The following is a 24143-nucleotide window of genomic DNA, read 5'->3' as shown; positions in this document are numbered from 1 at the left end:
GAGAAGAAAATGGAAGAGAGAAGTTCGCAGCAGGCATTGAACCGGGTTTTCAATCTACTGAAATTTACCTTTGTGATCGTTCCTATCGTGGCGGGAGCTGACAAATTCACCAATCTGCTCACCCACTGGGACCAGTACCTCAACCCCGCCATCGCATCGTTGCTGCCATTTCCGGCCGCTACATTTATGATGATAGTCGGTGTAATTGAAATCATTGCGGGTATTGTTGTTCTGAAAAATGCCGAAATTGGCGGGTACATCGTGGCGGCATGGCTTACCTCCATTGCGCTGACGCTGTTACTGGGCTTCATTTACATCGACGTGGCGGTACGCGACCTTGTCATGGCCATTTCGGCCTTCTCAATGGCTAAAATATCCAGGATTGTTTCATAAATCATGACCCGGACGGAAGACTTTAACGAAACGGAAATAATCAAACGCATTCTGGCAGGAGAAAAATCGCTTTACGAGCTCATTGTAAGGCGGTTTAACCCCTTTCTGTATAAGGTAGGGCGGTCCTACCATTACACCCATGAGGACACACTGGACCTGATGCAGGATACTTTTATTGATGCATACAGGAACCTGGCCGCATTTGAAGGCCGGTCCGGGTTCAAGACCTGGATCATCCGCATCATGCTCAACAATTGCTACAGGGGTAAAGAAAAGCCCGGTTTTAAAAATGAGATCGTACAGGACGTGAAAGAAAACTCAAAACCAATGTTCACCCTTCCGGGCAATGATACGGATCGGATCATTCAAAACCGGGAATTGGGAAATATCCTCGAAAGAGCCCTCGCCGGAATTCCACTCGATTACCGAATGGTGTTTTCGCTGCGGGAAATCAACGGGTTGAACGTCTCGGAAACTGCCGGCCTGCTGAACATCTCCGAATCTAATGTGAAAGTGCGGCTTAACCGGGCGAAGTCAATGCTCCGAAACGAAATCGAAAAAACCTACTCGGCGGTAGACTTGTTTGAGTTCAACCTGATTTATTGCGATGAAATGGTTGAAAGGGTAAAGAGAAAAATCAGCGAGCTATAAAACTCTTCTCGCACTTACTGTTTAACATAGTGAAGGGCTATTGCCCCGGATACGAGTACTTTTGACTCCACTAGTTTTAACTCAGGTTGCTTCAGGAACTTCGTATCGTCCATCAAACGCCTTCCTTCGCCCGCAAATGTCGGATGGATCACAAAATGAAATTCATCCACGAGCCCCAGCGCGATCAGTTGGGACGGGAGATTTACACCACCTACTGAAATTTTTTTACCCGGCAGCCGCTTCAGTTTTGTCATTTCCTCCGCCAGGTTTCCCCTAAAAATGGTTGTTTTCTCCCCTGCAGCTACTAAAGTAGTGGAAAACACGACTTTGTCAATGGCATCGAATGCTTTGGCAAATTCATTCTCCGAAACCGATTCAGACAGGCTTTTTGCCCGTTCCGGCCAATAAGGAACCATTAATTCGTACGTCTTTCGGCCGTAAACAACCAGGTCGGCGTCCTTGAAGAGGTTGGTGAAGTATTCATGAACATCTTCAGTGCCATTGCCTTTGGTATGGTCGCAGCAACCATCCGCAGTGAGGTTAATTCCGTAGACAACGTTTCGCATTTAAATAGCTTTTGCGTTTAACTCATCCATTTTCTTTTCAAAGATAAAAGATTGGATTTCCCCGGACTGCAGCGACTGTTATAAATCTTTCAAGCATCGACATAATAACCGCAAAGTCTTTGACATTGGGCGCAGGTACTTTTGCAGCGTAATAAATTTTATGAGATATGAATCATTTCAAGAAGATTGTATTGAGTTTCGCTGCAGTTCTTGGCCTGGCCATGCTGGCCGGTTGTAACAAAGACGACGAGCCGCAAAAAGCACTGACGCCCAGTGAAGTACTCGCCAGTGTTGCCTGGAAAACTACAAATGCAAAAAACAACAAAGGAGAAAACGTAGTGCTTACGGACGTCAACGTGGCCAATTTTGTCGGCTTTGCCTATTTCAAGACGGATGGTACCTTCACGATGTACAACCTCGACGATTCTCCCAAAATGCACGGCGACTGGACCGTTTCGGCCGACGGAAAAACGCGCACGATCGTAGCAAAAGACGCCGCCGGTGCAACTTTATTTACCCGGGTTGTGGACATCACCGTACTTACAAAGGATGAATTTACTTACAGGATTTATCCGAACAACGACGACAAATCAATCTATTTCGACATCGTGCACACGCCTACCACCCACGAAGAACCGAAATAACGGTCGCTTCCGGGCACGAAACCGTATCCCTGTATATAGGAGCCAATTGGCAAAACATGATTGAGCGGATTTTACTTTTCCGCCTCAATCGTGTTTTTTTATTATTTTCCCCTGCAAAACACAACGTCTCATTGATGACTAGGCAGCAGGGTAGTAATGTTTATGTACCGCTAATCGGCATACAGGAATTCCGAAAGGACCAGCTGGTAGGCCGCGACGAGCTGTTGTTCAATGAATTATTGGGCGTAAAACACATAGACCGGCCTCACAAGCACGATTTTTTTATTATCAATTTATTTGAGCGTGCGCAGGGAGTTCACACCATAGACTTCCGGGATTACCCCATAGGAGACCGGCAAATACACATCCTCTTCCCCGGCCAGGTACACCGGTGGGACATTGGCCCCGAAACAATCGGCTACCAGCTCATGATAGACCGCATATTTTTTGAACGCTTCGCTCCCTACTTCCGGTTTTCCATTGCCAATTACATGAACCACCCCCTGATTCCATGTACGGAAAGCAGCTTCAAATTGCTGAAATACGAATTTGATGCCATCAGGGATGAACTTAGCGCGGCCAATTCGCTCAAAGACCTGATCAGCGCAAGGGCAGCGGTCATCGCTGCAATTGTAAGCAAAGAGGCCGAAAATCTTTTCGACGATTTTAAAGTATACCTCTCCAATCCGAGGCTGGCGAAATTCAACACACTCATTGAACAGCATTACAAAGAGGAGAAATCAGTCAGTTTTTACGCCTCAAAACTCAATGTTTCAGCCAACTACCTGAATATTCTCTGCAAAAGACACCTGAACGTGCCGGCCACCGAGCTGATCCGGCAAAGGGTATTGCTGGAAGCCAAACGACTGCTCCAGTCCACCGACCTGTCCATCAAGGAAATTGCATTTGAGCTAGGATTTGTGGATCACGCTTATTTTTCCAACTTTTTCAAGAGCCAAACCGGAGCTACCCCTACCGGCTTCAGGGAAAAATAAAAGCGCCGGGCGCCACCCTCTACTTACCCGAAATAGATGCATACTGAAGCGGAATCCTCATTTCCGAAGCCAGGTCGACAATTCGATGTAAACGGTTCTAACGGGAGGATGATCGCCGGGGAGGTCCCGCCGGACGGTCATCCTGAGAAAAAAGTTTTTTTGCGAAAACACCTTGTAGCGGAGATGACAAATAGATGTTGTCAATGGAAGTCAATGGTAGCCGGAGGCTATCACCCGGACGGTCATCCTGTAGCGGAGCGCAGCGGAGTCGAAGGATCTCCTGTTGTGAGAAAAAAGTCCTCTAAAAGGGATTGGGTACGGGGAGCGGGAGATCCCTCCGCTGCGGTCGGGATGACCGGGAGGTTGGAGTGGCTCCAAACCTGTTGTTGTCAATGGTAGCGCATCTGCCGGATGGTCATCCTGAATGGAACGCAGTGGAACTGAAGGATCTCCTGTTGCTATAAAAAAGTCTTCTGAAAGGGATTGGGTACGGGGAGCGGGAGATCCCTCCACTGCGGTCGGGATGACCCTCCGGACGGCGCGGCGCCAAACCTGTTGTTGTCAATGGTAGCGCATCTGCCGGACGGTCATCCTGAATGGAACGCAGTGGAACTGAAGGATCTCCTGTTGCAAGAAAAAAGCCCTCTGAAAGGGATTGGGTACCGGGAGCGGGAGATCCCTCCGCTGCGGTCGGGATGACCCTCCGGGTGGAGCGGCGCCAAACCTGTTGTTGTCAATGGTAGCGCCGCCAATGAATCACCCAGAATATTATAAAAATAATACAACACCTCTCAAAACCCAGCAATGAGGCTCAGAGAAAAATAATGTACATATACGCAAAAAAATTGGCTCACTCCGTCTTCCCCCCGCCCAAAATAAACCCACAATAAACTAGTTACAAGCAAGTTAAACAAAAACACAGACCCCCATAAAAATTTCAAAAAAAAATCAATCAAACGTTTGTTTGATTTTTTACATCCACTTACATTTGCATGCGAATCCAATAAAAGTACAATGGAAGAGTTTAATGAAAAGCAGTTGTGGATCATGCACCATGCATTGGAAATCTTTGCTGCAAAAGGGTTTGAAGGAACGTCGGTCCGTGACATCGCCAAAGCTGCGAACGTTAACGTCTCGATGATTTCCTACTACTTCGGCTCAAAAGAAAAACTGCTCGAAGCCATTGTCAAAAACCACTCCATAAAAACGCAGCATCACCTTGCTTCCATTGCTTTTTCGGCGAACACCTCCCCTTTCGTAAAAATCACGCGCATTGTCGACCACTACATCAACGTCTTCACCAGCCAGAGCCGCTTCCGCAATCTGCTGCACACAGAAATAAAAGCCATGGACCCCGCCGGGCCGGTGTTTATCATGATACGCGATATGAAGAAGGCGAACAAGGCATTTCTGGCGCAGACCATCCGGGAAGGGCAGGAAAAAGGCGTTTTCAGAAACGATGTTGACGTCTCCATGCTGGTATATTCCATCGTAGGCGTTCTGAACTACATCGTCTCCAACAAACCCTTTATATGTGAAGACAACGGACTGGACCCTGACGATGACGAAGCCTACCGGGAAAAAATCATCGATAAAATGGGACAGCACATCAAAGACTCTATTCTAGCACTCATTACAGTAGTACCACATGAAAAGTAACTTTTTGCACCGCTTCCAGGTTATTTTGCTGATCGTACTGGCAAGCCCGCTTTGCGAGGTTGCCGCCCAGGGCACGAAATCGCTGTCGCTTGCGGAATCTATCCGGCTCGGTCTCGCCAACAGCAAAACGCTGAAAGCCGCCGACTCTAAAATCGTTGCTTCGGATGCTTCCGTTTCGGACGCAAGAATGAAACAGCTCCCGGACCTGAAAGTGTCAGGAACCTACATGCAACTGCTGCAGCCCAACGTGAACCTGAAGTTTCCGATGGGGAAACCTTCCGAAGAAAATCCCTCGAATGAAGAAAGCGGTTTGAGCGCGTTGAAAGTCAACAACGCCATGTTCGGCTCGCTTAATGCCAGCCTGCCGCTCTTTTCCGGCTTCCGCATAAAAAACAGCATCGCTTCGGCACAGTACCTCCGGAAGGCAGCACAATTTGAGCGCGAGCACGACCGGGAGGCGGAAACGATGAACCTGATCGAGGCCTACTACAACCTGTACAAGCTACAATCGGCGGTCAGGCTGGTTCAGGAAAACCTGAAGATGGCCCACCAAAGGGTCGCCGACTTCTCCAACATGGAACGAAACGGGCTGCTTGCCCGGAACGACCTGCTGAAAGCACAATTGCAGGAATCCAACATGGAGCTGGCGCTGCTCGAAGCCCAAAACAACGAAAAAACTGCCAACTATCACCTGGACATTATGCTGGGCCTGGCGCCCGGAACACAATTGGAACTTGACTCCCTCGCTCTGGACGAATCCCGGACCGTGGAATCGCTTCAGGATCTTGAAACCCAGGCTTTGCAGAACCGGAACGACCGTCTCGCCCTCCTGGAGCGCGAAGAGGCAGCCCACCTTGGAATAGAAATTGCGAAGGGTGAAAAGTACCCCGCCCTGGCCCTGACCGGCGGCTACATCGCCGCTTACGTTCCGCACGTGCTGACGGTTACCAACGCAGTCAACATCGGCCTGGGACTAAGCTACAACATCGCTTCACTTTACAAAACCGAACCCAAAATCCGCCAGGCAAAAGCCCAGCAACAGCAACTGGTCTACGCCGAACAACAACTGAACGACGGCATACGGGTAGCCTTGTTCAAGGCCTACCAGGATTATACGGAAGCGCTTAAAAAATCTGAAGTATACGCCCGGGCCGTTGAACAGGCCAGGGAAAACTACCGGATCACAAAAAACAAATATGACAATGCGCTCGCGCTCACTACCGACCTGCTCGATGCCGACGTTGCCCAATTACAATCTGAAATCAACTACGCGTATGCCAAAGCTGATATTCAGGTCGCCTACAACCTGCTCTATCAAACAGCGGGGATCCTGGGAAAGAAGGTGGGGCCGTGAAGGATGGAGATCGGAAGTTGGAGATCGGAGATCGGAAATCGGAAATCGGAAATCGGCTGGGACTTGAAAAAGCGCCCGTCACGAATCAAATAAGATGCTGTATAATAATGAATTAGCCACGAATTAACGAATAAAACAATTCATTAGTGAATTCGTGGCATTTACACCAAAGAAATGGAACACAAAGAAAAAGAAAACGGCAAATCCAAAAGTAGTCTTCGTTTTGCGCTGGTATTCGGGCTGCTCGTCCTGGTAGGCGGTACTTTTGGCTGGATCAAGTACCGGCATGCGCAACATCACGAAGAAACGGATGATGCACAGGTTGAATCGAACATCAGCCCGGTAATTCCACGCGTTTCCGGCTATATCAGGGAAGTTCGCGTGAGTGACAACCAACTCGTAAAAAAAGGAGACACCCTTCTGATCATCGATGACAGGGACCTGAAAATAAGGGTACTTGAAGCGCAGGCCGCTTTATCGGCCGCCGAGAACAACGTCTCGGTCGCTAACGCCGGGCTGCCGGTCGTACGCGCTAACGTAAGCACTTCCGAATCCGCCATTAACACGATTGACGCCCAGATCGAAGCGGCGAAAGTTACGCAATGGCGCGCCGAAAGCGATTTCAAACGGTTCGAGAACCTGGTAAAAGATCACAGCATTACGCAGCAACAATACGAGCAGGCACTGGCCGCCAAACAGAGTGCAGACCGCCAGCTCGAAATCCTCAAAGCGCAAAAGCAGAATGCCATTAAACAAACCGCAGCGGTTGCTACACAAAGAAACGTTACCAGCCGCCAGGTGGCCTATGCCCATGCCGCTGTTCAGCAACGGGAAGCGGAAGTTCAGGCGACACAGCTCAATCTGAGCTATACGGTGATTACAGCGCCGGTAGATGGCCAGGTCTCGAAAATAAACCTCCAGATCGGTCAGTTCCTCCAGGCCGGTCAATCGCTGTTCCAGATTGTCCCGCAGGACCGGAAATGGGTGGTCGCCAATTTCAAGGAAACCCAGCTTACCAAAATGAAGGCCGGTCAAAAAGTAACCATCAAGGTGGATGCCTACCCGGAACACACTTTTGAAGGAACGGTTTCGTCTATCAGCCCGGCTACCGGCTCCAAATTTTCCCTTCTGCCGCCGGACAACGCAAGCGGAAACTTTGTAAAAGTAGTGCAGCGCCTACCGGTCAAAATTGATTTCAGCAACCCGAAAGACGATTACCTGAACAATCTGAGAGCGGGCATGAATGCGGTTGTGGAAGTACAGTTGTAACCGGTTTTCAGTCCGCCGAACCGTTATTCCTTATTAATATGACAGAACAAGCTTCGCTGGTTGAATATGGCAGCAGGCGCTGGATTGTAACACTGACGGCAATTGTCTGCGCTCTGCTCGAAATTGTGGATACCACCATTGTGAACGTTGCCCTGAACGACATGAAGGGAAACCTGGGGGTAACGCTCAGCGAAATCGGGTGGGTTGTCACCGCCTATGCAATCGGGAACGTGATTGTGGTGCCTATGACAAGCTGGCTATCGCAACAGTTCGGCCGGCGTAATTACTACGCCGCTTCGGTCGTTATTTTCACAATCTGCTCGTTCCTGTGTGGAAACGCTACCACTATGTGGGAAATGATCCTCTTTCGTTTTCTCCAGGGAATCGGTGGGGGCGCGCTGCTGGTTACCTCGCAAACCATCATCACCGAAGTATGGCCACCGGAAAAACGGGGAATTGCACAGGCTATTTACGGGCTCGGCGTTATTATCGGCCCGACCCTTGGACCGCCGCTGGGCGGCTATATTGTAGAAAACTACAGCTGGCCGTATATTTTCTATATCAACATCCCGATCGGGATTATTGCCGCAGCACTCACCCTCCAATTTATACGCAGCCCGAAATATGCAGAAAAGAAAAAAGCAAGCGAGGTTGACTGGTTGGGAATTATCTTCCTCATCCTGGCGGTCGGCTCACTCCAGTATGTTCTGGAACACGGACAACAGGACGACTGGTTCAATGACCGTACTATCCTGGTGCTGACGGTTGTTTCCGCAATCACGGCTTACTTTTTTATCTGGAGAGAGCTTACCTGCAAGAACCCGATCGTGGAGCTGAGGGTGCTCAAAAACCAGACCCTGGCTGTCGGTACTGCGCTGTCCTTTATCCTGGGCTTCGGACTGTACGGCTCTACTTTCGTCATTCCGATCTACCTCCAGAATTCACTCGGCTGGAACGCTCAGCAGGCAGGTATGATTATGATCCCCGCAGCGCTTATGACGGCGTTCATGATGCCCATTATCGGCCAGTTGCTCCAGCGGGGGGTCCGGCCTCAACTGATCGCCGCCACAGGAATGTTCCTGTTTTTTATTTACAGTCTGTGGGGTTACAAAATCCTGACGCCCAATACCGGCGAAGATGCCTTTTTCTGGATGCTGATGCTGCGCGGACTTGCCCTGAGTATGCTTTTCATACCAATCACCACCTTATCCCTTTCCGGGCTTAAAGGTCAGCAAATCGGGCAGGGAGCAGCCTTCACCGGCATGATGCGCCAGTTGGGCGGGTCGTTCGGCATCGCGCTGATTACCACTTTTATGAGCCGGCAAACTGCGGCTCACAGAAACGATCTGCTGACCAACATTACACCCGACAATCCGCTTCTGGTTCAAAAACTGAACGGGCTGCAGCAGAACTTTATGGCACATGGCTTGAGTCCCGAGCAGGCTAAAGCATCGGCTTTGAAACTGATCGACCTCAGCATTACGGGCCAGTCGACTGTACTCACCTATATGGATGTTTTCCTGTACATCGGCATCCTGTTCCTGGTTTGTGTTCCATTTATTTTATTAATCAGAACCGGGAAGTCCAAGGTAGACATGTCCGAGGCGATGCATTGAGGAAGGGTTAGCCTTGAGGTTTGAGGTGTGGGGGAATAAAGTTCCCGCTCACACCCCACACCTCAAGGCTAACCCCTCACAACTTACTTTTTGTCGATCTTATACAGGCGGCCGGCGTCGGTAACCGAATAAAGCGCTCCGTCCGTACCCATAGTCACATCCCTGAAACGCTGCTTTTCATTTTCAAGCAGGCGCTCCTCTCCTTTCACCTTATTCTGTTCAATTACAATCCGGGCGATATGCGACCCGCTCAGGCCACCGATAAACAGGTTGTTTTTCCACTCCGGTATACGGTCACCGGTATAAAACGCGATGCCGCTCGGGGAAAGGACGGGATCCCAGTAATACACGGGCTGTTCCATGCCTTCCTTTTGCTGGATACTGTCGCCGATTTTCCCGCCGGCGTACTCAATACCATAGGTAATAACCGGCCAGCCGTAATTCTTGCCCGCTTCAATCCGGTTGAGCTCATCACCGCCGCGCGGACCGAACTCGGTTTCCCAGAGATCGCCGGTTTCCGGGTGCAATGCAAGCCCCTGTACATTACGGTGTCCGTATGAATAAATTTCCGGCCTCGCATCGGTACGACCTGCAAACGGGTTGCCACTTACCGGCTTGCCATCCTTGTCAATCCGTACGATCTTACCCAGGCCTGATTTCAGATCCTGCGCTTGCGGACGGGTAGCCAGATCGGAGCGCTCACCAGTACTCACCAGCAGATTCCCGGCCGGATCAAAAAGGATACGCCCGCCGTAATGCAGCCTGCCCTTATAGGCAGGGGTCGCCCGGTATATGACTTTTACATCCTCCAGTCTTTTGTCATCAGCAGACAATTTCCCTTTTCCAACGGCGGTAAGGTTGCCGGCTCCTCCCTGTTTTTCAGAAAAAACAAAATACACCATCCTGTTTTCATTGAAAGCCGGGTCTGTCCGGATCCCCAGCAAACCACCTTGCCCGTCGGAATCAACGGCGGGAACTCCCGCTATAGGTTCGCTGATCGCACCCGCTGTTGTAACCAATCTAAGCGTTCCCGCTTTTTCAGTTACGAGGAAACGGCCGTCAGGGAGCGGTGTAATTCCCCAAGGGTTCTTCAGATCACTGGTAAGTACGGTTACTTCCAGGGGTGTGGCTGTCTTCACGCCGTTAATACGTGTCTGCCCCTCAAAGGCAGGCTTATAGGCCGTATTACCGGGCTTCGTTTCCACCGGGGCGAAAGTGCTGTCGACTTTTGTCTCGGTGGTCTCTTTCATGGAATTTGTCTGACAGGATGCTATTGCCAGCGCGGCTGCGGGCAAAACTGCCCATCTGAGTCTTTTCATTTCCTTTTGAATGTTTAACATGTTGTGGTTTAACAAAAATCAAAAAAGCCTGAAGGCTTTTGCCCTCTCGCGGGCCGGGCTAAGGGGAACAGTTCTGAAAGTTAAAAAATTCACGCCAAAACCGAGCCAAATAAAAAAAATACGCGGTAAAACCGAGCTCGCGGAAATACCCGCAGCGCCTGGCGCCGGGCTTGAACATTTATTGAAATATATTTGCAAAAAGACAATTTTTTCACTAGCTAAAGCGCTTTCTAGTTATTATTTTTGTGGAAAAATAAAGACAAAGATCACTCCGCAAAGTCCATACTACCATTAAAAGCATGAAGAAACCCAAAACCCTACAGGCCCGAGGGATTCCGTCTTAAATCAGTTTACATTCCGGCAATACTATCGTTTGTTTCTGGCAGGCTTTTTGTAGTGACAGAAGTATTATCCACCCTTCATGGCGTTAGGCATGAGACATCGCTACTCTAATTATTTCTCCTCTCTTCAGTTCGTCGCCGACCTGTTGATTATCAATATTGCATTTCTGGGTGCATTATGGTTGAGGTTCGTGATAGTAGCTAAAAGCGCGCTACCTGTCTCGGAACTTCACTACACCATCTTTTGGCTGGTCTACAACCTCATCTGGATCATTCTTGTACTCGTTCTGAAACCGTATCGGTTTCTCAGGCACAGCTTCAACCTCAACGAGCTGATGTCCCGGTTTTTCCAGGTGGCGGCCCTCCACCTGGCATTGGTAATTGCCTTCTGGGTATTTGTAAAAGGCTACTATTTTTCAAGGGGACATTTGGTTCTTGCCACCGGCCTGCTGTTTTTTTTAGGCGTCGGCTGGCGCATTATCGCGACCTACCTGGTAAAAAAATACCGGTTAAGCGGTTACAACCGGCGCAACTACATCATTGTAGGCTATGGTGAGCTATCAGATGCGGTCAAGAATTATTATGACATGAGCCCCGACATCGGGTACGTCTTCAAAGGATATTTCGACAAGCATTCCATTGTACCCTTTGTGAAAGCATGGCACCATAACCTGGCTGTGCTTGAAGAGTTTATTATGGATGAGCGCATCGACCATATTTACTGCTGCCAGCCCTACCTTGACAACCAGGACATCCAGGCGATCATACAGCTTGGTGAAAAGCACAAAATCAAGGTAATGCTTCAGATCGACTTCCGCGGCTTCCTGACCAACGAAGCGACACTTGAATACCACGACTATATCCCGGTAATCAATATCTCTACCAAAGCTTTTTCCAATGTGAGGACTGAAGTGCTCAAGCGAACTTTCGACCTGGTTTTTTCTCTGACCGTCGTTACGCTGGGGTCTCCTGTTTTCATTATCATGGCTGTGCTTGTAAAGTTCACTTCCAAAGGCCCTGTTTTTTTCCTGCAGGAACGGTCCGGACGGTGGGGCGAACCCTTCAAGATCATCAAATTCAGAAGCATGGTACCCGATTCCGATAAAATCGCTCAAAAGCACTCCATGGGTGACCACGATAAACGGATTACCAAATTCGGCCGCTTTATGAGAAAAACCCGGCTCGATGAGCTTCCCCAGTTTTTCAACGTTATCGCAGGCGATATGTCCATTGTTGGCCCCAGGCCGCTGGCCCGGTATGATGTTGAAATGCTGATGAAAGAATCCCCGACCAAATTCAAACGCATACTGACCATAAAACCGGGCATCACTTCTATCGGTCAGGTCAAGGTAGGATACGCCGACAACGCCCAGGAATCGGTCAGAAGACTCAATTACGACCTTCTCTACGTCGATAACCCCAGCCTCAGAACCGACCTGTGGCTTATTGCAAGAACCGTGCTGCTCGTTTTCCAGAAGAAAGGGAGATAGGGATCGGAAATCGGAAATCGGAGATCGGAAATCGGAGGTCGGAAATCAGAGATCAGAGATCAGAGATCGGAAATTGGAAATTGGCTTACGTAGTCGGGCTGATTTCTGATTTCCGATTTCCGATTTCTAACGAATTACCTTTACTTTTGCCTACGATCACCAGTAATTGAGTATTAATTGAACTAAAGGGTTATGGCCGAGAAAATACAGTGGGAGACGCTTAAGTCCTATGAAGATATTTTATTCCAGTTTCACGAAGGTATAGCAAGAATAAGCATCAACCGGCCGCACAAGCACAACGCATTTCGTCCGCAAACAGTGACTGAAATGATTGATGCAATGCACATTTGCCGTGAAGACGTTCGTATACAGGTGATTATTCTCACCGGCGAAGGAGGAAAAGCTTTCTGTTCGGGTGGTGATCAGTCCGTACGGGGCCACGGAGGTTATGTGGGAGAAGACCAGGTGCCGAGGCTCAACGTACTCGACCTCCAGAAGATGATCCGTTCCATCCCCAAAGCAGTAATCGCGAGTGTTGCCGGTTGGGCAATAGGCGGCGGCCATGTGCTGCATGTTATCTGCGACCTTACAATTGCTGCGGAAAATGCGCGTTTCGGCCAAACCGGCCCAATGGTAGGCAGCTTTGACGGAGGTTTCGGCGCTTCTTACCTTGCCCGTATCGTCGGCCAGAAGAAAGCCAGGGAAATATGGTTCCTTTGTGACCAGTATGATGCATCGGAAGCACTGGATATGGGACTGGTAAACAAGGTAGTACCGCTTGAAAAACTCGAAGAGGAAACCGTGAAGTGGTGCAAAAAAATCCAGGACAAAAGTCCGCTCGCCATCCGGATGCTGAAAAGCTCGTTCAATGCGGAGCTCGACGGCCAGGCCGGCATCCAGGAACTCGCAGGAAATGCCACCCTGCTCTACTACCTGAGCGATGAAGCCAAAGAAGGGTTTAATTCATTTCTCGAGAAAAGGAAGCCGGACTTTGACAAGTTTCCGAAGTTCCCCTGACCCGATTTTATAAATAACGAATTTTGCCCGATTGCCGAGCCGTTTCGCCAATGAAACGGGCCTATTTTCGTTCTTCTGCAAAGAAGTATATCCTTCCACAATAAACTTTGTTACCAATGAACCATTGGCTGGTCAAATCCGAACCTTTCAAATACTCATGGGATCATCTCGTGGCAGAAAAAACAGGAGTTTGGGACGGGGTCCGCAACTATGCTGCCAGGAACAACCTCATGTCGATGAAAGTCGGCGATCTCGTACTTTTCTATCATAGCAACGAAGGAAAAGAAGTCGTGGGGCTGGCCAGGGTTTCAAAAGAACACTACCCCGACCCTACTACCGACGACCCGAGATGGGTGGTCGTAGAATTGCAGCCGGTAGAAAAATTTCCAAAAACAGTAACGCTGGAGCAGGTCAAAGCCGACAAAAGATTGCAGCATATTCCGCTGGTAACCCAGTCCCGGCTTTCTGTACAGCCGATCGGCAAACCGGAATTCGACATCATTGTGAGCCTTGCCCATGATTAAACCATTTTTTAAGCTGTTCTTCTGCCTCCTCCTCAGCCTTTGCGCACTGACCGGGACGGGACAGGGCAAAATGCGGGTAGAACTCCCTCCTCCCAGGGAGAGCGACGGCTATCACACTGTACCGCTTGGTAGTAAGGGAGTCGCACTGGTTTCCAAACCGGAAAAAAGGAAGTACCGGATACAGAAATTCAGCTCTGATCTCGAAGAAGAGTGGACCAGCAGCGGTGACATTACCGCCAATCTTGACTTTGTTGCGTCCACGTACGACGGATCATCTATCTATCTGCTTTTTAACCGGTATCGAAGCTCTGCCTACCAGGTGGTAAAGGCAAGCGCAGGCCCGGGCTTCGTAGAAAATTTTGTTTTCCAAACCATTGACCGTTTTGAAATTACTGATTTCAAAACCATTGGCTATACGGCGTTTATGGCAGGCACGCTCCGCGACGAGCCTGTTCTGCTTCACACCAACCTGCAAACCGGGCAATCGAAAGTATTGCCCACGGCAGTAAAGGGTATTCTTTCCATTCAGTCGGTCGAAATTGACACGACCAATGAACTGGCCAACGTCATTATGAGCATCAAAGACGGCCGTTCTCTCAGAATTATTGCCAGGTCGTATAACACCTTCGGGCAGCTGGTATCCGAAGTCGGAAGCCTTCCTCAATCCGGATTTTCACTCCTCAACGGCCGGCTACAGACGCTGAATGATCGGGAAAAACTGCTGATCGGCACCTATGGGCACCGCGACCGGCAGTCTTCCGGACCAGCAGCATCGCAGGGCCTGTATATCTCGAAGTTTGTCGACAACGAAGAGACCTTTACCACTTACCACAGCTTTACCGATTTCACCCATTTCTTCGACTTTCTCAGCGACAGGCAGCTGGAAAAAATGGAACGGAGAATTCAGAAGAAAAAAGCCGACGGCGAAGACCTCAAGCTCAATTACCGTCTCCTGGTGCACGATATCCTACCTTCCGACAACCAGTACCTGGTAGTAGCGGAAGTGTTTTACCCCGAATTCAAATACAACAATAACCTGTATGGCGCACGGAGTTATTGGGGCAACCCCTGGCTCTTCGGCTCGGGTTTTGGCTACGGCCTTTATAACCCTTACTATTTCAATCCCTACTATGGCGGGGGCAGGTACTACGGGAACGGGAACCAGGTTTTCGACGGGTTCACCTATACCCATGCCGTTGTTGCCGGGATCGATTTTTCGGGAAAGCTACTGTGGGACAACAGCGTGGTTTTTAACGAGGTAAAAAGCAACGAACTCCGGGAGAAAGTTACGGCAACACAAATGCCCGACGGCAAGACGAAGATCGTTTACGGAAATAAAGGCGCCGTGTGGAGCAAAATCATCCGCCGTGACCAGGTCGTACAGGAGGATAAAAGAATGTCAGTTCCAACCGAACTGGAGGGCGACAAAGTACGCAGTACCTCCACTGATGAAGTGTGCCACTGGTACGGCCCATACTACCTCGCCTGGGGCCAGCAGAAAATTGCAAACGCACAGGCCGGCGATGTTGCCGCGAGAGGAAAAAGAAACGTATTCTACCTGAACAAACTTACTGTCGAATAAATCTGTATCCTGAGCGTGAAACTGATTACACCAACGACACTCCGCGATTACGAGCTGATCGACACCGGCGGTTTTGAAAAACTGGAACGATTCGGAAAATACGTCCTCACCCGACCCGAACCTCAGGCCGTCTGGGAGAAGCACCTTTCCGAGGACGAATGGCTCGAAATGTCGGACGCCATCTTTAAGCGGGACCGGAACTCTGAAGAAAAGGGGCTTTGGAGCACACGGAGTAATATGCCGGAGAACTGGGAGTTCACCTACAAAACCCCGCAGCTGGATCTCAGGAGCAAGCTATCCCTTTCGTCCTTCAAACACGTCGGGCTATTTCCCGAGCAGGCAGAAAACTGGGAATACATTGCTCAAAAGCTCTCCTCCATGCGCCTGGAGAAACCTTCGGTCTTAAATCTCTTCGCCTATACGGGGTTAGCCTCACTGGCCGCCAGGCAGAAAGGGGCCGACGTAACTCATGTCGATTCTGTCAAGCCCGTAATTAGCTGGGCAAGGGCTAACATGGAAATGTCAGGTCTGGACAATATCCGGTGGATGGTGGAAGACGCGCTCAAATTTGTAAAAAGGGAAGTTCGGAGAAACAGGAAATACAACGGCATCATTCTGGACCCGCCTGCCTATGGACGCGGGCCTGCCGGAGAAAAGTGGTTGCTCGAGACCCACATCAACGAACTGATCGAGTTGTCGGTGCAGCTCCTGGCTGAAAGAGATTTTTTCCTGGTGATCAATCTTTACTCGCTGGGATTCTCCGCGATGATTCTTGAAAACCTGTTTAAAATTCATTATCCCGATGCCCCCAACAGGGAATTCGGCGAGCTTTTCTTACAGGACAGGCATACCAATAAGTTGCCGCTTGGAATTTTCTACAGATTTTCGGACCACCCCTGATCATGCCTGCGCAAGTCATTTTCCGTCTACTGGTCCCCATTGGCTTCCTGGCTCTTTTGGCCGGGTGTACCGGGACCGATCATGACGGCGCGCATATCCCACCACCTTACCAGGAAGATTTTGAAAAGCGGAAAGACGCTGACCGGCTGGCATTTCTTACCGACTGCATCAGGAAACGAATTGACCCACCGGGAAGCTACTACAAACGTGCACAGCTCTACCTTGAAAAAGGTGATTTTAAAGCCGCGCTGAACGACGCAACCGACGCGATAGAAGCAAAGGACAACGTGGGCGAATATTACCTGCTGCGCGGGATCATTAACCGGGAACTAAACCAGCTCAGTGACGCTTTACTCGACGCGGAACGCGCCGAAGCGCTCCAGCAAAAAAGCCCGAAGCTCTACGTGCTGATGGCTGATATTCTTCAGGAAAATAAAAAATATGCGGAGTCCCGGCGCTACATCAACGGCATTTTGGCACTGGCCCCGCATGATGCCTCGGTTTACTATGTGCAGGGAATGCTCCAGGCCAAAACCGGTGACACCATAGGCGGGCTCGCCTCCATGGAAAAAGCAATTAACCTGAACCCCACCTATGTAAGGGCCTATCCCAAGGCGGCGGCGCTTTACCGGCAGCAAGGTGATTTTGCCAATAGCAGCAGGATACTTCAAAACGGGCTGCAGCATTTCCCTGCTAACAGGGAGCTCATCCTTGGAATGGGAAAACTATATGCGGAACGGGCACTTCCGGACAGCGCGCTACCCTTTTATGAGCGGGCGGTCAAACTCAGTGAAGATGACCTGGAACTTCGTGCCGAAATGGCCGATCTCTACGTAAGAGCGCGCAATTACAGCAGTGCATTGACCGTCTATGAGGCGATTCAACGTCGTAAGCCCGAATACACCGCCATAAATTACCTGATCGGTTTCTGCCAGGAAAAAATGTGGCGGCTCAACACCGCTAAATCCTATTACGAGCAGGAATTGGAAATCAATCCCGGCTATGTTCCCGCCCGCAATGGTATCTGGCGCATCAGCCAGCTTGAAAACGAACGTGAACTGAACGCGGGTTCAACGGGCGAATCGCCGGAGCCGGCCAAAACCCTCGACGATACCCGCCTCAATATCTCGCCTATACAACCGAGAAAGATTCAAAAATAGAATTCCCTAGGCGTCCAGCCATTGGGTACGGACTACCTCAAGGGCGGTCTTCGCTTCGCGTTCAAAATCTTTCCAGCGGCATTCCATCGACAAGCCGTTTTTGTACCTGATCTTTTTCAGTGCTTTGAAATAGGGCCTGAAGTCGTCCCCATCCACGCCCGGCGGCGTACGATTCGCCTTTTCGGCAATGTGACAATGGGTAATCAGTTTTCCAAACCTCACAATCTGTTCGGGTCCCTCGTCATCCTTCTTCATATGGTAAATATCAGCGAGGAGCCTGAACCAGGGGTTATTGGCGGCTTCAACGATCTCGGCGCCGTCGGCCAGGCTATTCACAAAATTGGTCTCCGAACGGTTCAGCGGTTCTATCGAGATGGTAATACCGTACTTTTCGGCAATAGGCCCCATTTTTTTGCTCAGCTCAATATGTTGCTGCTTGGCAGTTTCCCGGTCAAAACCATCCGGGATCCGGCGCGACCCACCACTTCCGAATACGATGTTCTTAGAACCGATAGCCTTGGCACGCTTAAGCGCAAGTTCCGTCCGTTGAAGAATCTGTTCGTGGTGCAGCTCAGGCCCCACCGACTTCAGGTCACTCGGGAAAAAAGAAGTATACGACCGGACCGGTACGCCCACTTCTTTCACCAGCGCTAGATTTCGTTCAAATTGCGCGTCTCCCCCGTTTTTCTCATCCGGGATTAGAAAACGGCCGACGCCCTCCTCAACAAAAGTGTAGCCCATCCCTTTTATCAGGGCGGCATTGTTGTAGCCGGTACATACGCCGAGCGGTATCATTCCGCCCTTTTTTTCAATTCCCGCCCACAAAAACTCTGTGGAAAACGCCGCTGCACCGGCCAGAGCCGCAGCAGACTTCACAAAATTTCTCCTGGATAAACGATTATCTTCTAAGTTCATACACGCGTCGAATTTTGAATCTGGATCTGGTAACTTAATAGACGAACAATCTTTTTTTTTCCCGTAGATCCTGTCAGGAAAAGGAAATTTAACGCGAATTCTCCCTTAAAAAAGTGCCGCCGGTCTCTAATTTATTGATACAGCCCGCCGCTCCATTAGTACTATTGCCTTATATTGCTACTTTTATCGCCCGGCGATTTCCGGCAATGCCGGCCAGTCCGCGATTATTCCGGAAAGAAAGTACAGGGTTCCATATTAAAGTGATACAATACCGTATGAACAAGAGAGAGTTTATCAAAAAAAGTTTGGCCGGAACAATTGCCGGCGCTGTTTTAGCCACCACCGACACTTTCGGTCAGAAGGTGAGTCAAAAAAAAGCAGATCCTTTCAAGCTTGGTATGGCAGGCTACACCTTTGTTCATTTCAAACTGGACCAGGCACTTGAGATGATGCGAAAGGTAGATGTACGGTACCTGTGTATCAAAGACTTCCATTTACCCTTTACAAGTACACCGGAAGAAATCAAGGCTTTTCATGAAACCCTCGCACAGTCGAACGTAACCGGCTATGCGGTCGGCCCTATTTATATGAAAACCCGGGCGGACATTGATAATGGCTTTGAATATGCAAAACGGGTAGGCGTCAAGCTGATCGTAGGAATCCCCCTGCATGAAGACCTGGAATACCTGAGCGACAAATGCAAGGAATACGATTTCCACTATGCCATTCACAACCACGGACCGGAAGACAAGCTTTACCCGGACGCAACCTCCGTTTACAGCCGCATCAAACACCTGGACAAACGTCTTGGACTTTGTTTCGACATCGGGCACAACCTCCGCTATGGCAAAGATCCTATCGCAGACATTGCCCGCTATCATGACCGTATCTTCGACCTGCATCTTAAAAACATTACCTCTGCCTCAGCAGAAGGAAAAACCTGCGAGCTCAGCCGCGGCGTAATTGATATCCAGGGATTGATCAGGGTATTAAGAAAAGTGAAGTACAGCGGTATGTGCAGTCTTGAATACGAGAAAGACATGAAAGACCCGCTGGCAGGTATCGCCGAGTCCGTAGGCTACTATAAAGGAGTGGTAGATTCTATTTAAGCCCCGGAAGCAATCTGCAAAAAGCCGCCATTCCAGGCGGAACGCAGTGGAGCCGAGGGATCTCGCGCTGTCAGAAAAAATCTTGCAGAAGGATTGAGTACTGGGAGGGGGAGATTCCTCCGCTACGGTCCTAATGACGGTTCGATTTAAGAATGGCCGGACTTTAAGCGGCGGTAAATTTGTCGTGCAGAATTCGCGAAAAAAGCCCATTCGTGAATTCTGTACAACGAGGTGCAAGTGCCCGATCGTCACACGCCGGGTTTCTATTGAGTTTATGTTCAAGGATAAAAGGCCTTCGACAAGCTCAGGCACCATCCGGAGGACACCATCCGGAGGACACCATCCGGAGGGCACCGTCCGGAGGACACCATCCGGAGGACACCATCCGGAGGGCACCGTCCGGAGGACACCATCCGGAGGACACCATCCGGAGGGCACCGTCCGGAGGACACCATCCGGAGGACACCATCCGGATGGTGGGTGAGCCCGTCGAACCCTTTTTATGCCCCAAACTCACAGCCTCCGGAAGTTCAAACAAGGCAAAATCAAACACTTGAAGAATTTGTTGTACACCTAAATCAGGTCGTCCGGCCCGCTGGAATTCGTGGCTCCCCTTAAACCCCTCATCTCTGATTTTCAGAAACTGCCTCTCCGAAACCTCCGCCTCCCGGCGTTTCAATAATCATGATCTCACCTTTCTGAACCGACACTCCGGCGATCCCCGGAAGTTGCACCCATTTTTTCTGCGCTGTAAACCACCAATTACTGCCGGTTGCACCGCCACTGCCACCTGCCAGTCCATAAGGCCGGAAAAAACGATGCTGCCCCAGCAAGGTTACCTCCAGTGGCTCCAAAAATTCAAAAGCCCGTACAATGCCGTCGCCGCCGCGGTATTTTCCTTTTCCCCCTGACCCTTTCCGGATCCCGAATTCCATCAGCCGTACCGGGTAGCGCCGTTCCAACTCCTCGGCATCTGTTATTCTGGTATTGGTCATATGCTGATGTACCGCCGATCGCCCGTCGAAGCCGTCGCCGGCGCCCGCTCCCCCTCCGACCGTCTCGTAGTACCCGAACCGGTCATTTCCGAAGAGAAAATTATTCATAGTCCCCTGGCTTCCCGCTGCCAGCCCGAATGCCTTCAGCAAGGTATCGACCAGACGCTGGCTAAGCTCGGTGTTGCCGCCCACAACCGCAGGACATTTATCTCCGTTCCGGTGAAATACCGGATTTAACAAGCTGTCCGAAGGAAGAACAAGCTCGACCTGCCTGAGGAGCCCTTCATTCAGCGGCAGGTCCCTGTCGACCAGTAACCGCAGCACATAGAGCACCGTGCTGTATAAAATCGCCAGGTTGCCGTTCAGGTTCCCCGGATGTACTTTTGAAGACCCCGTAAAATTGAGCGTAAGCTTTCCACCTGCTACGGTCGCCTTCAGGTAGATTCGATGACCGTCATCCAGGTACTCCGCCGCCTTGAGCACCTTGCCCTCGTAAACCTGCAATGCAGATCGCAATTGGATACTCGCCCGGTCTTTTAACAGGCGCATATACTTATGTACCGTTTCAAGCCCGTTTTCCGTCACAAGCGCAAGTAACTGCCGCTGCCCTTTTCTCAGAGATGAAAGCGCCGCGGCAATATCGGCTTCGTTTTCGGCGTAAGACCGGGTCGGATACCTGCAACGGGTAAACAACCGCTCGACGGACTTCCACTGAACTACCCCTTTTCTGACCAGGTATTGTGGTTCGATCACTACTCCCTCTTCAGAAAGGCGAACCGCCTGCGTCGGCATCGAACCGGGTGTCATTCCCCCGATTTCAGCGTGGTGCGCGCGGTTGACCACATACCCGACCAATTCCTTTTCTTTCGTGAAGACGCCGGCCAGCAAGGTCACATCAGGCAAATGCGAGCCGCCATAACCCGGGTGATTGGTAATTACCACGTCACCCGGACGAATAGAAATAAAGGCCAGGACCTGGCGGAGGCAAACCCCCAGACTTCCCAGATGGACCGGCACATGGGGTGCGTTTACCAGTAATTCCCCCTCGGCGTCCAATACCGCACAGGAAAAATCGAGGCGTTCCCGGACATTTACCGAAAAAGCCGTCCTTAGCAATTGCGCTCCCATTTCTTCGGCGATTGCCTTGAACCGGTTCGTATAAAGCTCAAGGGCTATTTCTTCCGGCGCCTCATTTTGAGGTGTTTGGGTTGTGTTTTTGGCAAAAATCATCAGGTCGTTTCCTTCCTGCACAACGCCGGTCCACCCCTCGGGTACATACGTACTCGACGACTCATTGACGACCAAAGCGACCCCTTCTATTTTACTTCCCGGAACAAGATGCTGCCAATCGTAAACCGGTATCTCCATTTCCTCTTCTGCGTGAAACCTGGTCAGAAGTTTACGGCCGGCCGCGATAGCAATACCTGTATCGGCTACCTGTCTCTTTTTCGGCTGGACACTGCCTTCCACCGCACCAAGCCGGACGCTCGTTACCTCTACTTTCCGGTCGGCGGGCAAATAGCCAAAGCTTTCCTCGTAAAGGATCTTGAATGCTGCAAGCGTTGATTCCGGGTCCGTGTAAGGTACCTCCAACGCATTCTCCTGTCCTGCAAAACGAAGGTAAACCGATCTGAACTCCACTTCCGGCGAAAGGGCGCCTTCATTCATCATTACCTGCATCGCTTCGGCTTCCAGCGCTTTAAAAATATCCGGCAGTCCGCCGGCAGTCTCTTCCCACAGGCGCAGAATCTGCCGCGATGCGAGGTGGCTGGTACGTGCCAGCCCCATTCCCAAGGCGCTGAACAAACCGGCATCGTACGGAACCAGGACGCGCTGCATGCCCAAAACCGCTGCCAGCTGGCAGCCATGCAAGCCACCGGCGCCGCCGTAGGCAAGCAATGTATATTTTTCGGGGTCAATTCCTTTTGCTACTGAAATCCGGCGGATCGCTTCGGCCATCCGCTCATTGGCAATCACCTCGAAGCCCTTCAGCAGTTGCCTTGAGCTCAGAAAACTGCCTGTTTTCTGATAAATTGTATCTTTAAGTTCGTTAAGTGCTTTCTCCGCTGCGTCAGCCCTGATGGGTATCCCGAACTGGTTGGGTTCAAGCTTCCCTAAAAGCAGGTTTACATCGGTAATGGTAAGCGGTCCTCCGGCGCCATAACATGCCGGACCGGGACTGGCCCCGGCACTTTCAGGGCCTACACGAAGATTAAACCCGTCGAACCAGCAGACAGATCCTCCGCCGGCCGCCACTGTTTCTATCTCAAGAGTGGGATTATGTAGCTCGAGCCCTTCTATTCTGGTCAGATAGCTGCGTTCCGGCCGGCCGTTAATCCTGGCAACATCCGTGCTCGTTCCACCCATATCAAAAGCAAATAAGTTTTCCAGCCCGAAAGCGGCGCCAATAGCCGCAGCCGCGGTTACGCCGCCGGCCGGTCCGCTTAGCAGGCTGTCCTTGGCCTTAAAACGGTCGGGCCCGGTAAGACCGCCGCCGCTCATCATCAGCTTCAAACTGCTGTCGGGCCCTAAAGACCGGGTAATGCCGGCAATAAACTGGCCCAGCACCGGCTCCAGATACGCATTGACAAGCGCGGTTTGCGTTCGGCGGAGATAATGTACGGCTGGAAAAAGCTCCGAAGAAACTGAAACCGCCGCCCCGCTTGTATTTCTGATCCAGGCGGCAAGCTTCTGTTCGTGCACGGGGTTCACATACGAATGAAGCAGAGAAACGGCGGCCGATTCAAAACCGCCGGTCTTTTCTCCGGGAAGCCGGAGTGCTTTCACAATTTCCCCGCGAGCGTCCAGGCGCTCATCCACTTCTACGACCTCGTCGTAAAGCAGGACCGGGTCTGGAATGTTCAACTGGAACAGGTCAGGCCGTTGCTGCGTTCCGATTGCGAGCAGGTCCCTGAACCCTTTTGTCACGAAGAGCGTCGTTTTCGCACCTTTCCGCTCGAGAAGCGCATTGGTACCTTTCGTAGTACCCAGGCGCAGCTCCATGGGCGGCAATTTGGCAGCTAACGGAGTACCGGTTACCAGCCTGGCAGCCAGCACCGGCGCCTCTTCACCCGTGCTCAGTTCAAAATCAGCCCCGGTAAAAGAAGAGCGGTTTTCTTCGATAACGAGCGTATGATCGTTAAAATTGATCGCTACCAGCCTGCTGCTTTCACGGCTTCCCTGTACCCTGAAAGTATACCCCTCAAGCAGGGCAGAAGGATACACCCAGTTGGCTTCAAAATGATATACGTGCGGGTTAATTTTCCGCAAAATTCTACCCCGGAGGCACCCCTTGCTCAGCACTTTCACCCTATCCTTCCTCCCGGCCGGATCAACGGCAATACAGTCTGTAAAGGTCCCCCCGGTATCGATCCACAGTTTCCAATAAATGTCTGACAAATGGCTGGTCTTTTTGGGGTTTCAACTAAAGGCAGGTCAATTTATAACTTTTAGCGAAGTTCAAAAAGGCGGGCTGAAAATATTGCGGGACCAAACTCTGCAGGATATTGGAGAAAACCGGGACAGGACGGTTACAAAAAAAGGGAGCTGGAAAAGCAGTCGTGGTCGGAAGAAATTCCGACCTTTTTTTATGTTTTAAAGACTTTTTGTGGATCTCCTCCAGC

Annotated in this window: 23 protein-coding genes; 19 read left to right on the top strand and 4 right to left on the bottom strand. The window is 50.6% G+C overall.

All coding sequences use genetic code 11. The features are described 5' to 3' along the window. Positions 1 to 9 precede the first annotated feature (9 nt). Together ABD852_RS17115 and ABD852_RS17110 are read left to right on the top strand one after the other, a co-directional pair. Positions 10 to 393 carry a hypothetical protein gene (locus tag ABD852_RS17115; RefSeq protein ID WP_345031123.1) on the top strand — a complete coding sequence of 128 codons (384 nt, stop codon included), beginning with the start codon at positions 10 to 12 and terminating at the stop codon, positions 391 to 393. Positions 394 to 396: 3 nt separating this feature from the next. After that, positions 397 to 1044, top strand: coding sequence for a sigma-70 family RNA polymerase sigma factor (locus ABD852_RS17110; RefSeq protein WP_345031120.1), 648 nt, complete (start codon positions 397 to 399; stop codon positions 1042 to 1044). Positions 1045 to 1058: 14 nt separating this feature from the next. Here the strand turns inward: ABD852_RS17110 and ABD852_RS17105 are convergent, their stop codons facing one another. Further along, on the bottom strand, positions 1059 to 1610 hold the full coding sequence (locus ABD852_RS17105; protein WP_345031118.1) for a dihydrofolate reductase family protein: 552 nt from the start codon (positions 1608 to 1610) through the stop codon (positions 1059 to 1061). 167 nt (positions 1611 to 1777) lie between these two features. Here ABD852_RS17105 and ABD852_RS17100 point away from each other — a divergent pair, with 167 nt between their 5' ends. The 9 genes from ABD852_RS17100 to ABD852_RS17060 all read left to right on the top strand — a co-directional run bounded on the left by ABD852_RS17100 (position 1778) and on the right by ABD852_RS17060 (position 9147). Beyond that, complete coding sequence (locus ABD852_RS17100; RefSeq protein ID WP_345031117.1) at positions 1778 to 2254, top strand: DUF4822 domain-containing protein; 477 nt, start codon at positions 1778 to 1780, stop codon at positions 2252 to 2254. A 134-nt stretch (positions 2255 to 2388) separates the two neighbouring features. Then, the gene (locus ABD852_RS17095; protein WP_345031317.1) at positions 2389 to 3249 is read left to right on the top strand and encodes an AraC family transcriptional regulator; all 861 of its coding nucleotides are present in this window, start codon (positions 2389 to 2391) and stop codon (positions 3247 to 3249) included. Positions 3250 to 3432: 183 nt separating this feature from the next. Continuing rightward, complete coding sequence (locus ABD852_RS17090) at positions 3433 to 3648, top strand: hypothetical protein (protein ID WP_345031116.1); 216 nt, start codon at positions 3433 to 3435, stop codon at positions 3646 to 3648. Between the two features lie 25 nt (positions 3649 to 3673). Continuing rightward, positions 3674 to 3820 (top strand): hypothetical protein, encoded by a 147-nt coding sequence (locus tag ABD852_RS17085; RefSeq protein WP_345031113.1) that lies wholly within the window; start codon positions 3674 to 3676, stop codon positions 3818 to 3820. 25 nt (positions 3821 to 3845) lie between these two features. After that, the gene (locus ABD852_RS17080) at positions 3846 to 3992 is read left to right on the top strand and encodes a hypothetical protein (RefSeq protein WP_345031112.1); all 147 of its coding nucleotides are present in this window, start codon (positions 3846 to 3848) and stop codon (positions 3990 to 3992) included. Positions 3993 to 4263: 271 nt separating this feature from the next. Continuing rightward, on the top strand, positions 4264 to 4908 hold the full coding sequence (locus tag ABD852_RS17075; protein WP_345031110.1) for a TetR/AcrR family transcriptional regulator: 645 nt from the start codon (positions 4264 to 4266) through the stop codon (positions 4906 to 4908). Then, positions 4898 to 6262, top strand: a complete 1365-nt coding sequence (locus tag ABD852_RS17070) for a TolC family protein (RefSeq protein WP_345031109.1) — start codon at positions 4898 to 4900, stop codon at positions 6260 to 6262. Before ABD852_RS17075 ends, ABD852_RS17070 begins: the two co-directional genes overlap by 11 nt. Positions 6263 to 6436: 174 nt before the next feature. Beyond that, a complete protein-coding gene (locus ABD852_RS17065) occupies positions 6437 to 7531 on the top strand; it encodes an HlyD family secretion protein (protein WP_345031107.1) in 1095 nt (364 codons plus the stop codon). A 38-nt stretch (positions 7532 to 7569) separates the two neighbouring features. Continuing rightward, complete coding sequence (locus ABD852_RS17060) at positions 7570 to 9147, top strand: DHA2 family efflux MFS transporter permease subunit (RefSeq protein WP_345031106.1); 1578 nt, start codon at positions 7570 to 7572, stop codon at positions 9145 to 9147. 83 nt (positions 9148 to 9230) lie between these two features. On the opposite strand, the gene ABD852_RS17055 is transcribed toward ABD852_RS17060, so the two are convergent. Then, a complete protein-coding gene (locus ABD852_RS17055) occupies positions 9231 to 10466 on the bottom strand; it encodes a PQQ-dependent sugar dehydrogenase (protein ID WP_345031105.1) in 1236 nt (411 codons plus the stop codon). A 10-nt stretch (positions 10467 to 10476) separates the two neighbouring features. Here ABD852_RS17055 and ABD852_RS17050 point away from each other — a divergent pair, with 10 nt between their 5' ends. The 7 genes from ABD852_RS17050 (at position 10477) to ABD852_RS17020 (ending at position 17501) form a co-directional block, all read left to right on the top strand. Further along, positions 10477 to 10782, top strand: a complete 306-nt coding sequence (locus ABD852_RS17050; protein ID WP_345031104.1) for a hypothetical protein — start codon at positions 10477 to 10479, stop codon at positions 10780 to 10782. A 138-nt stretch (positions 10783 to 10920) separates the two neighbouring features. Further along, a complete protein-coding gene (locus tag ABD852_RS17045; RefSeq protein WP_345031103.1) occupies positions 10921 to 12318 on the top strand; it encodes a sugar transferase in 1398 nt (465 codons plus the stop codon). Positions 12319 to 12510: 192 nt separating this feature from the next. Next, positions 12511 to 13335 (top strand): 1,4-dihydroxy-2-naphthoyl-CoA synthase, encoded by an 825-nt coding sequence (gene menB / locus ABD852_RS17040; protein ID WP_345031102.1) that lies wholly within the window; start codon positions 12511 to 12513, stop codon positions 13333 to 13335. 116 nt (positions 13336 to 13451) lie between these two features. Next, the gene (locus tag ABD852_RS17035; RefSeq protein ID WP_345031100.1) at positions 13452 to 13859 is read left to right on the top strand and encodes an EVE domain-containing protein; all 408 of its coding nucleotides are present in this window, start codon (positions 13452 to 13454) and stop codon (positions 13857 to 13859) included. Next, positions 13852 to 15441: a hypothetical protein gene (locus tag ABD852_RS17030; RefSeq protein ID WP_345031099.1), complete on the top strand. Its 1590-nt coding sequence runs from the start codon at positions 13852 to 13854 to the stop codon at positions 15439 to 15441. Before ABD852_RS17035 ends, ABD852_RS17030 begins: the two co-directional genes overlap by 8 nt. Positions 15442 to 15456: 15 nt before the next feature. Then, positions 15457 to 16341 carry an RsmD family RNA methyltransferase gene (locus tag ABD852_RS17025; protein WP_345031097.1) on the top strand — a complete coding sequence of 295 codons (885 nt, stop codon included), beginning with the start codon at positions 15457 to 15459 and terminating at the stop codon, positions 16339 to 16341. A 2-nt stretch (positions 16342 to 16343) separates the two neighbouring features. After that, positions 16344 to 17501: a tetratricopeptide repeat protein gene (locus ABD852_RS17020; RefSeq protein WP_345031096.1), complete on the top strand. Its 1158-nt coding sequence runs from the start codon at positions 16344 to 16346 to the stop codon at positions 17499 to 17501. A 6-nt stretch (positions 17502 to 17507) separates the two neighbouring features. Here ABD852_RS17020 and ABD852_RS17015 read toward each other — a convergent pair whose 3' ends face one another. Further along, a complete protein-coding gene (locus ABD852_RS17015; RefSeq protein ID WP_345031094.1) occupies positions 17508 to 18416 on the bottom strand; it encodes a sugar phosphate isomerase/epimerase family protein in 909 nt (302 codons plus the stop codon). Positions 18417 to 18691: 275 nt separating this feature from the next. On the opposite strand from ABD852_RS17015, the gene ABD852_RS17010 reads away from it, so the two are divergent. After that, positions 18692 to 19525, top strand: coding sequence for a sugar phosphate isomerase/epimerase family protein (locus ABD852_RS17010; RefSeq protein WP_345031092.1), 834 nt, complete (start codon positions 18692 to 18694; stop codon positions 19523 to 19525). Between the two features lie 623 nt (positions 19526 to 20148). Here ABD852_RS17010 and ABD852_RS17005 read toward each other — a convergent pair. After that, positions 20149 to 23919, bottom strand: a complete 3771-nt coding sequence (locus tag ABD852_RS17005; protein ID WP_345031089.1) for a hydantoinase B/oxoprolinase family protein — start codon at positions 23917 to 23919, stop codon at positions 20149 to 20151. Positions 23920 to 24143 lie beyond the last annotated feature (224 nt).

The sequence above is a fragment of the Ravibacter arvi genome (genome assembly GCF_039540405.1).
In the GTDB taxonomy this organism is placed as follows: domain Bacteria; phylum Bacteroidota; class Bacteroidia; order Cytophagales; family Spirosomataceae; genus Ravibacter; species Ravibacter arvi.
Note: the sequence above shows the minus strand (reverse complement) of the source record. Positions and strands in the feature narration are given on the sequence as shown.

Coding starts and splice junctions, on each gene's coding strand:
- menB (WP_345031102.1), top strand. CDS start 12,511: ATGGCCGAGAAAATACAGTGGGAGACGCTTAAGTCCTATGAAGATATT.
- ABD852_RS17030 (WP_345031099.1), top strand. CDS start 13,852: ATGATTAAACCATTTTTTAAGCTGTTCTTCTGCCTCCTCCTCAGCCTT.
- ABD852_RS17055 (WP_345031105.1), bottom strand. CDS start 10,466: ATGAAAAGACTCAGATGGGCAGTTTTGCCCGCAGCCGCGCTGGCAATA.
- ABD852_RS17015 (WP_345031094.1), bottom strand. CDS start 18,416: ATGAACTTAGAAGATAATCGTTTATCCAGGAGAAATTTTGTGAAGTCT.
- ABD852_RS17035 (WP_345031100.1), top strand. CDS start 13,452: ATGAACCATTGGCTGGTCAAATCCGAACCTTTCAAATACTCATGGGAT.
- ABD852_RS17075 (WP_345031110.1), top strand. CDS start 4,264: ATGGAAGAGTTTAATGAAAAGCAGTTGTGGATCATGCACCATGCATTG.
- ABD852_RS17070 (WP_345031109.1), top strand. CDS start 4,898: ATGAAAAGTAACTTTTTGCACCGCTTCCAGGTTATTTTGCTGATCGTA.
- ABD852_RS17020 (WP_345031096.1), top strand. CDS start 16,344: ATGCCTGCGCAAGTCATTTTCCGTCTACTGGTCCCCATTGGCTTCCTG.
- ABD852_RS17090 (WP_345031116.1), top strand. CDS start 3,433: ATGACAAATAGATGTTGTCAATGGAAGTCAATGGTAGCCGGAGGCTAT.
- ABD852_RS17085 (WP_345031113.1), top strand. CDS start 3,674: ATGGAACGCAGTGGAACTGAAGGATCTCCTGTTGCTATAAAAAAGTCT.
- ABD852_RS17045 (WP_345031103.1), top strand. CDS start 10,921: ATGAGACATCGCTACTCTAATTATTTCTCCTCTCTTCAGTTCGTCGCC.
- ABD852_RS17010 (WP_345031092.1), top strand. CDS start 18,692: ATGAACAAGAGAGAGTTTATCAAAAAAAGTTTGGCCGGAACAATTGCC.
- ABD852_RS17100 (WP_345031117.1), top strand. CDS start 1,778: ATGAATCATTTCAAGAAGATTGTATTGAGTTTCGCTGCAGTTCTTGGC.
- ABD852_RS17050 (WP_345031104.1), top strand. CDS start 10,477: ATGTTTAACATGTTGTGGTTTAACAAAAATCAAAAAAGCCTGAAGGCT.
- ABD852_RS17095 (WP_345031317.1), top strand. CDS start 2,389: ATGACTAGGCAGCAGGGTAGTAATGTTTATGTACCGCTAATCGGCATA.
- ABD852_RS17080 (WP_345031112.1), top strand. CDS start 3,846: ATGGAACGCAGTGGAACTGAAGGATCTCCTGTTGCAAGAAAAAAGCCC.
- ABD852_RS17105 (WP_345031118.1), bottom strand. CDS start 1,610: ATGCGAAACGTTGTCTACGGAATTAACCTCACTGCGGATGGTTGCTGC.
- ABD852_RS17115 (WP_345031123.1), top strand. CDS start 10: ATGGAAGAGAGAAGTTCGCAGCAGGCATTGAACCGGGTTTTCAATCTA.
- ABD852_RS17060 (WP_345031106.1), top strand. CDS start 7,570: ATGACAGAACAAGCTTCGCTGGTTGAATATGGCAGCAGGCGCTGGATT.
- ABD852_RS17110 (WP_345031120.1), top strand. CDS start 397: ATGACCCGGACGGAAGACTTTAACGAAACGGAAATAATCAAACGCATT.
- ABD852_RS17065 (WP_345031107.1), top strand. CDS start 6,437: ATGGAACACAAAGAAAAAGAAAACGGCAAATCCAAAAGTAGTCTTCGT.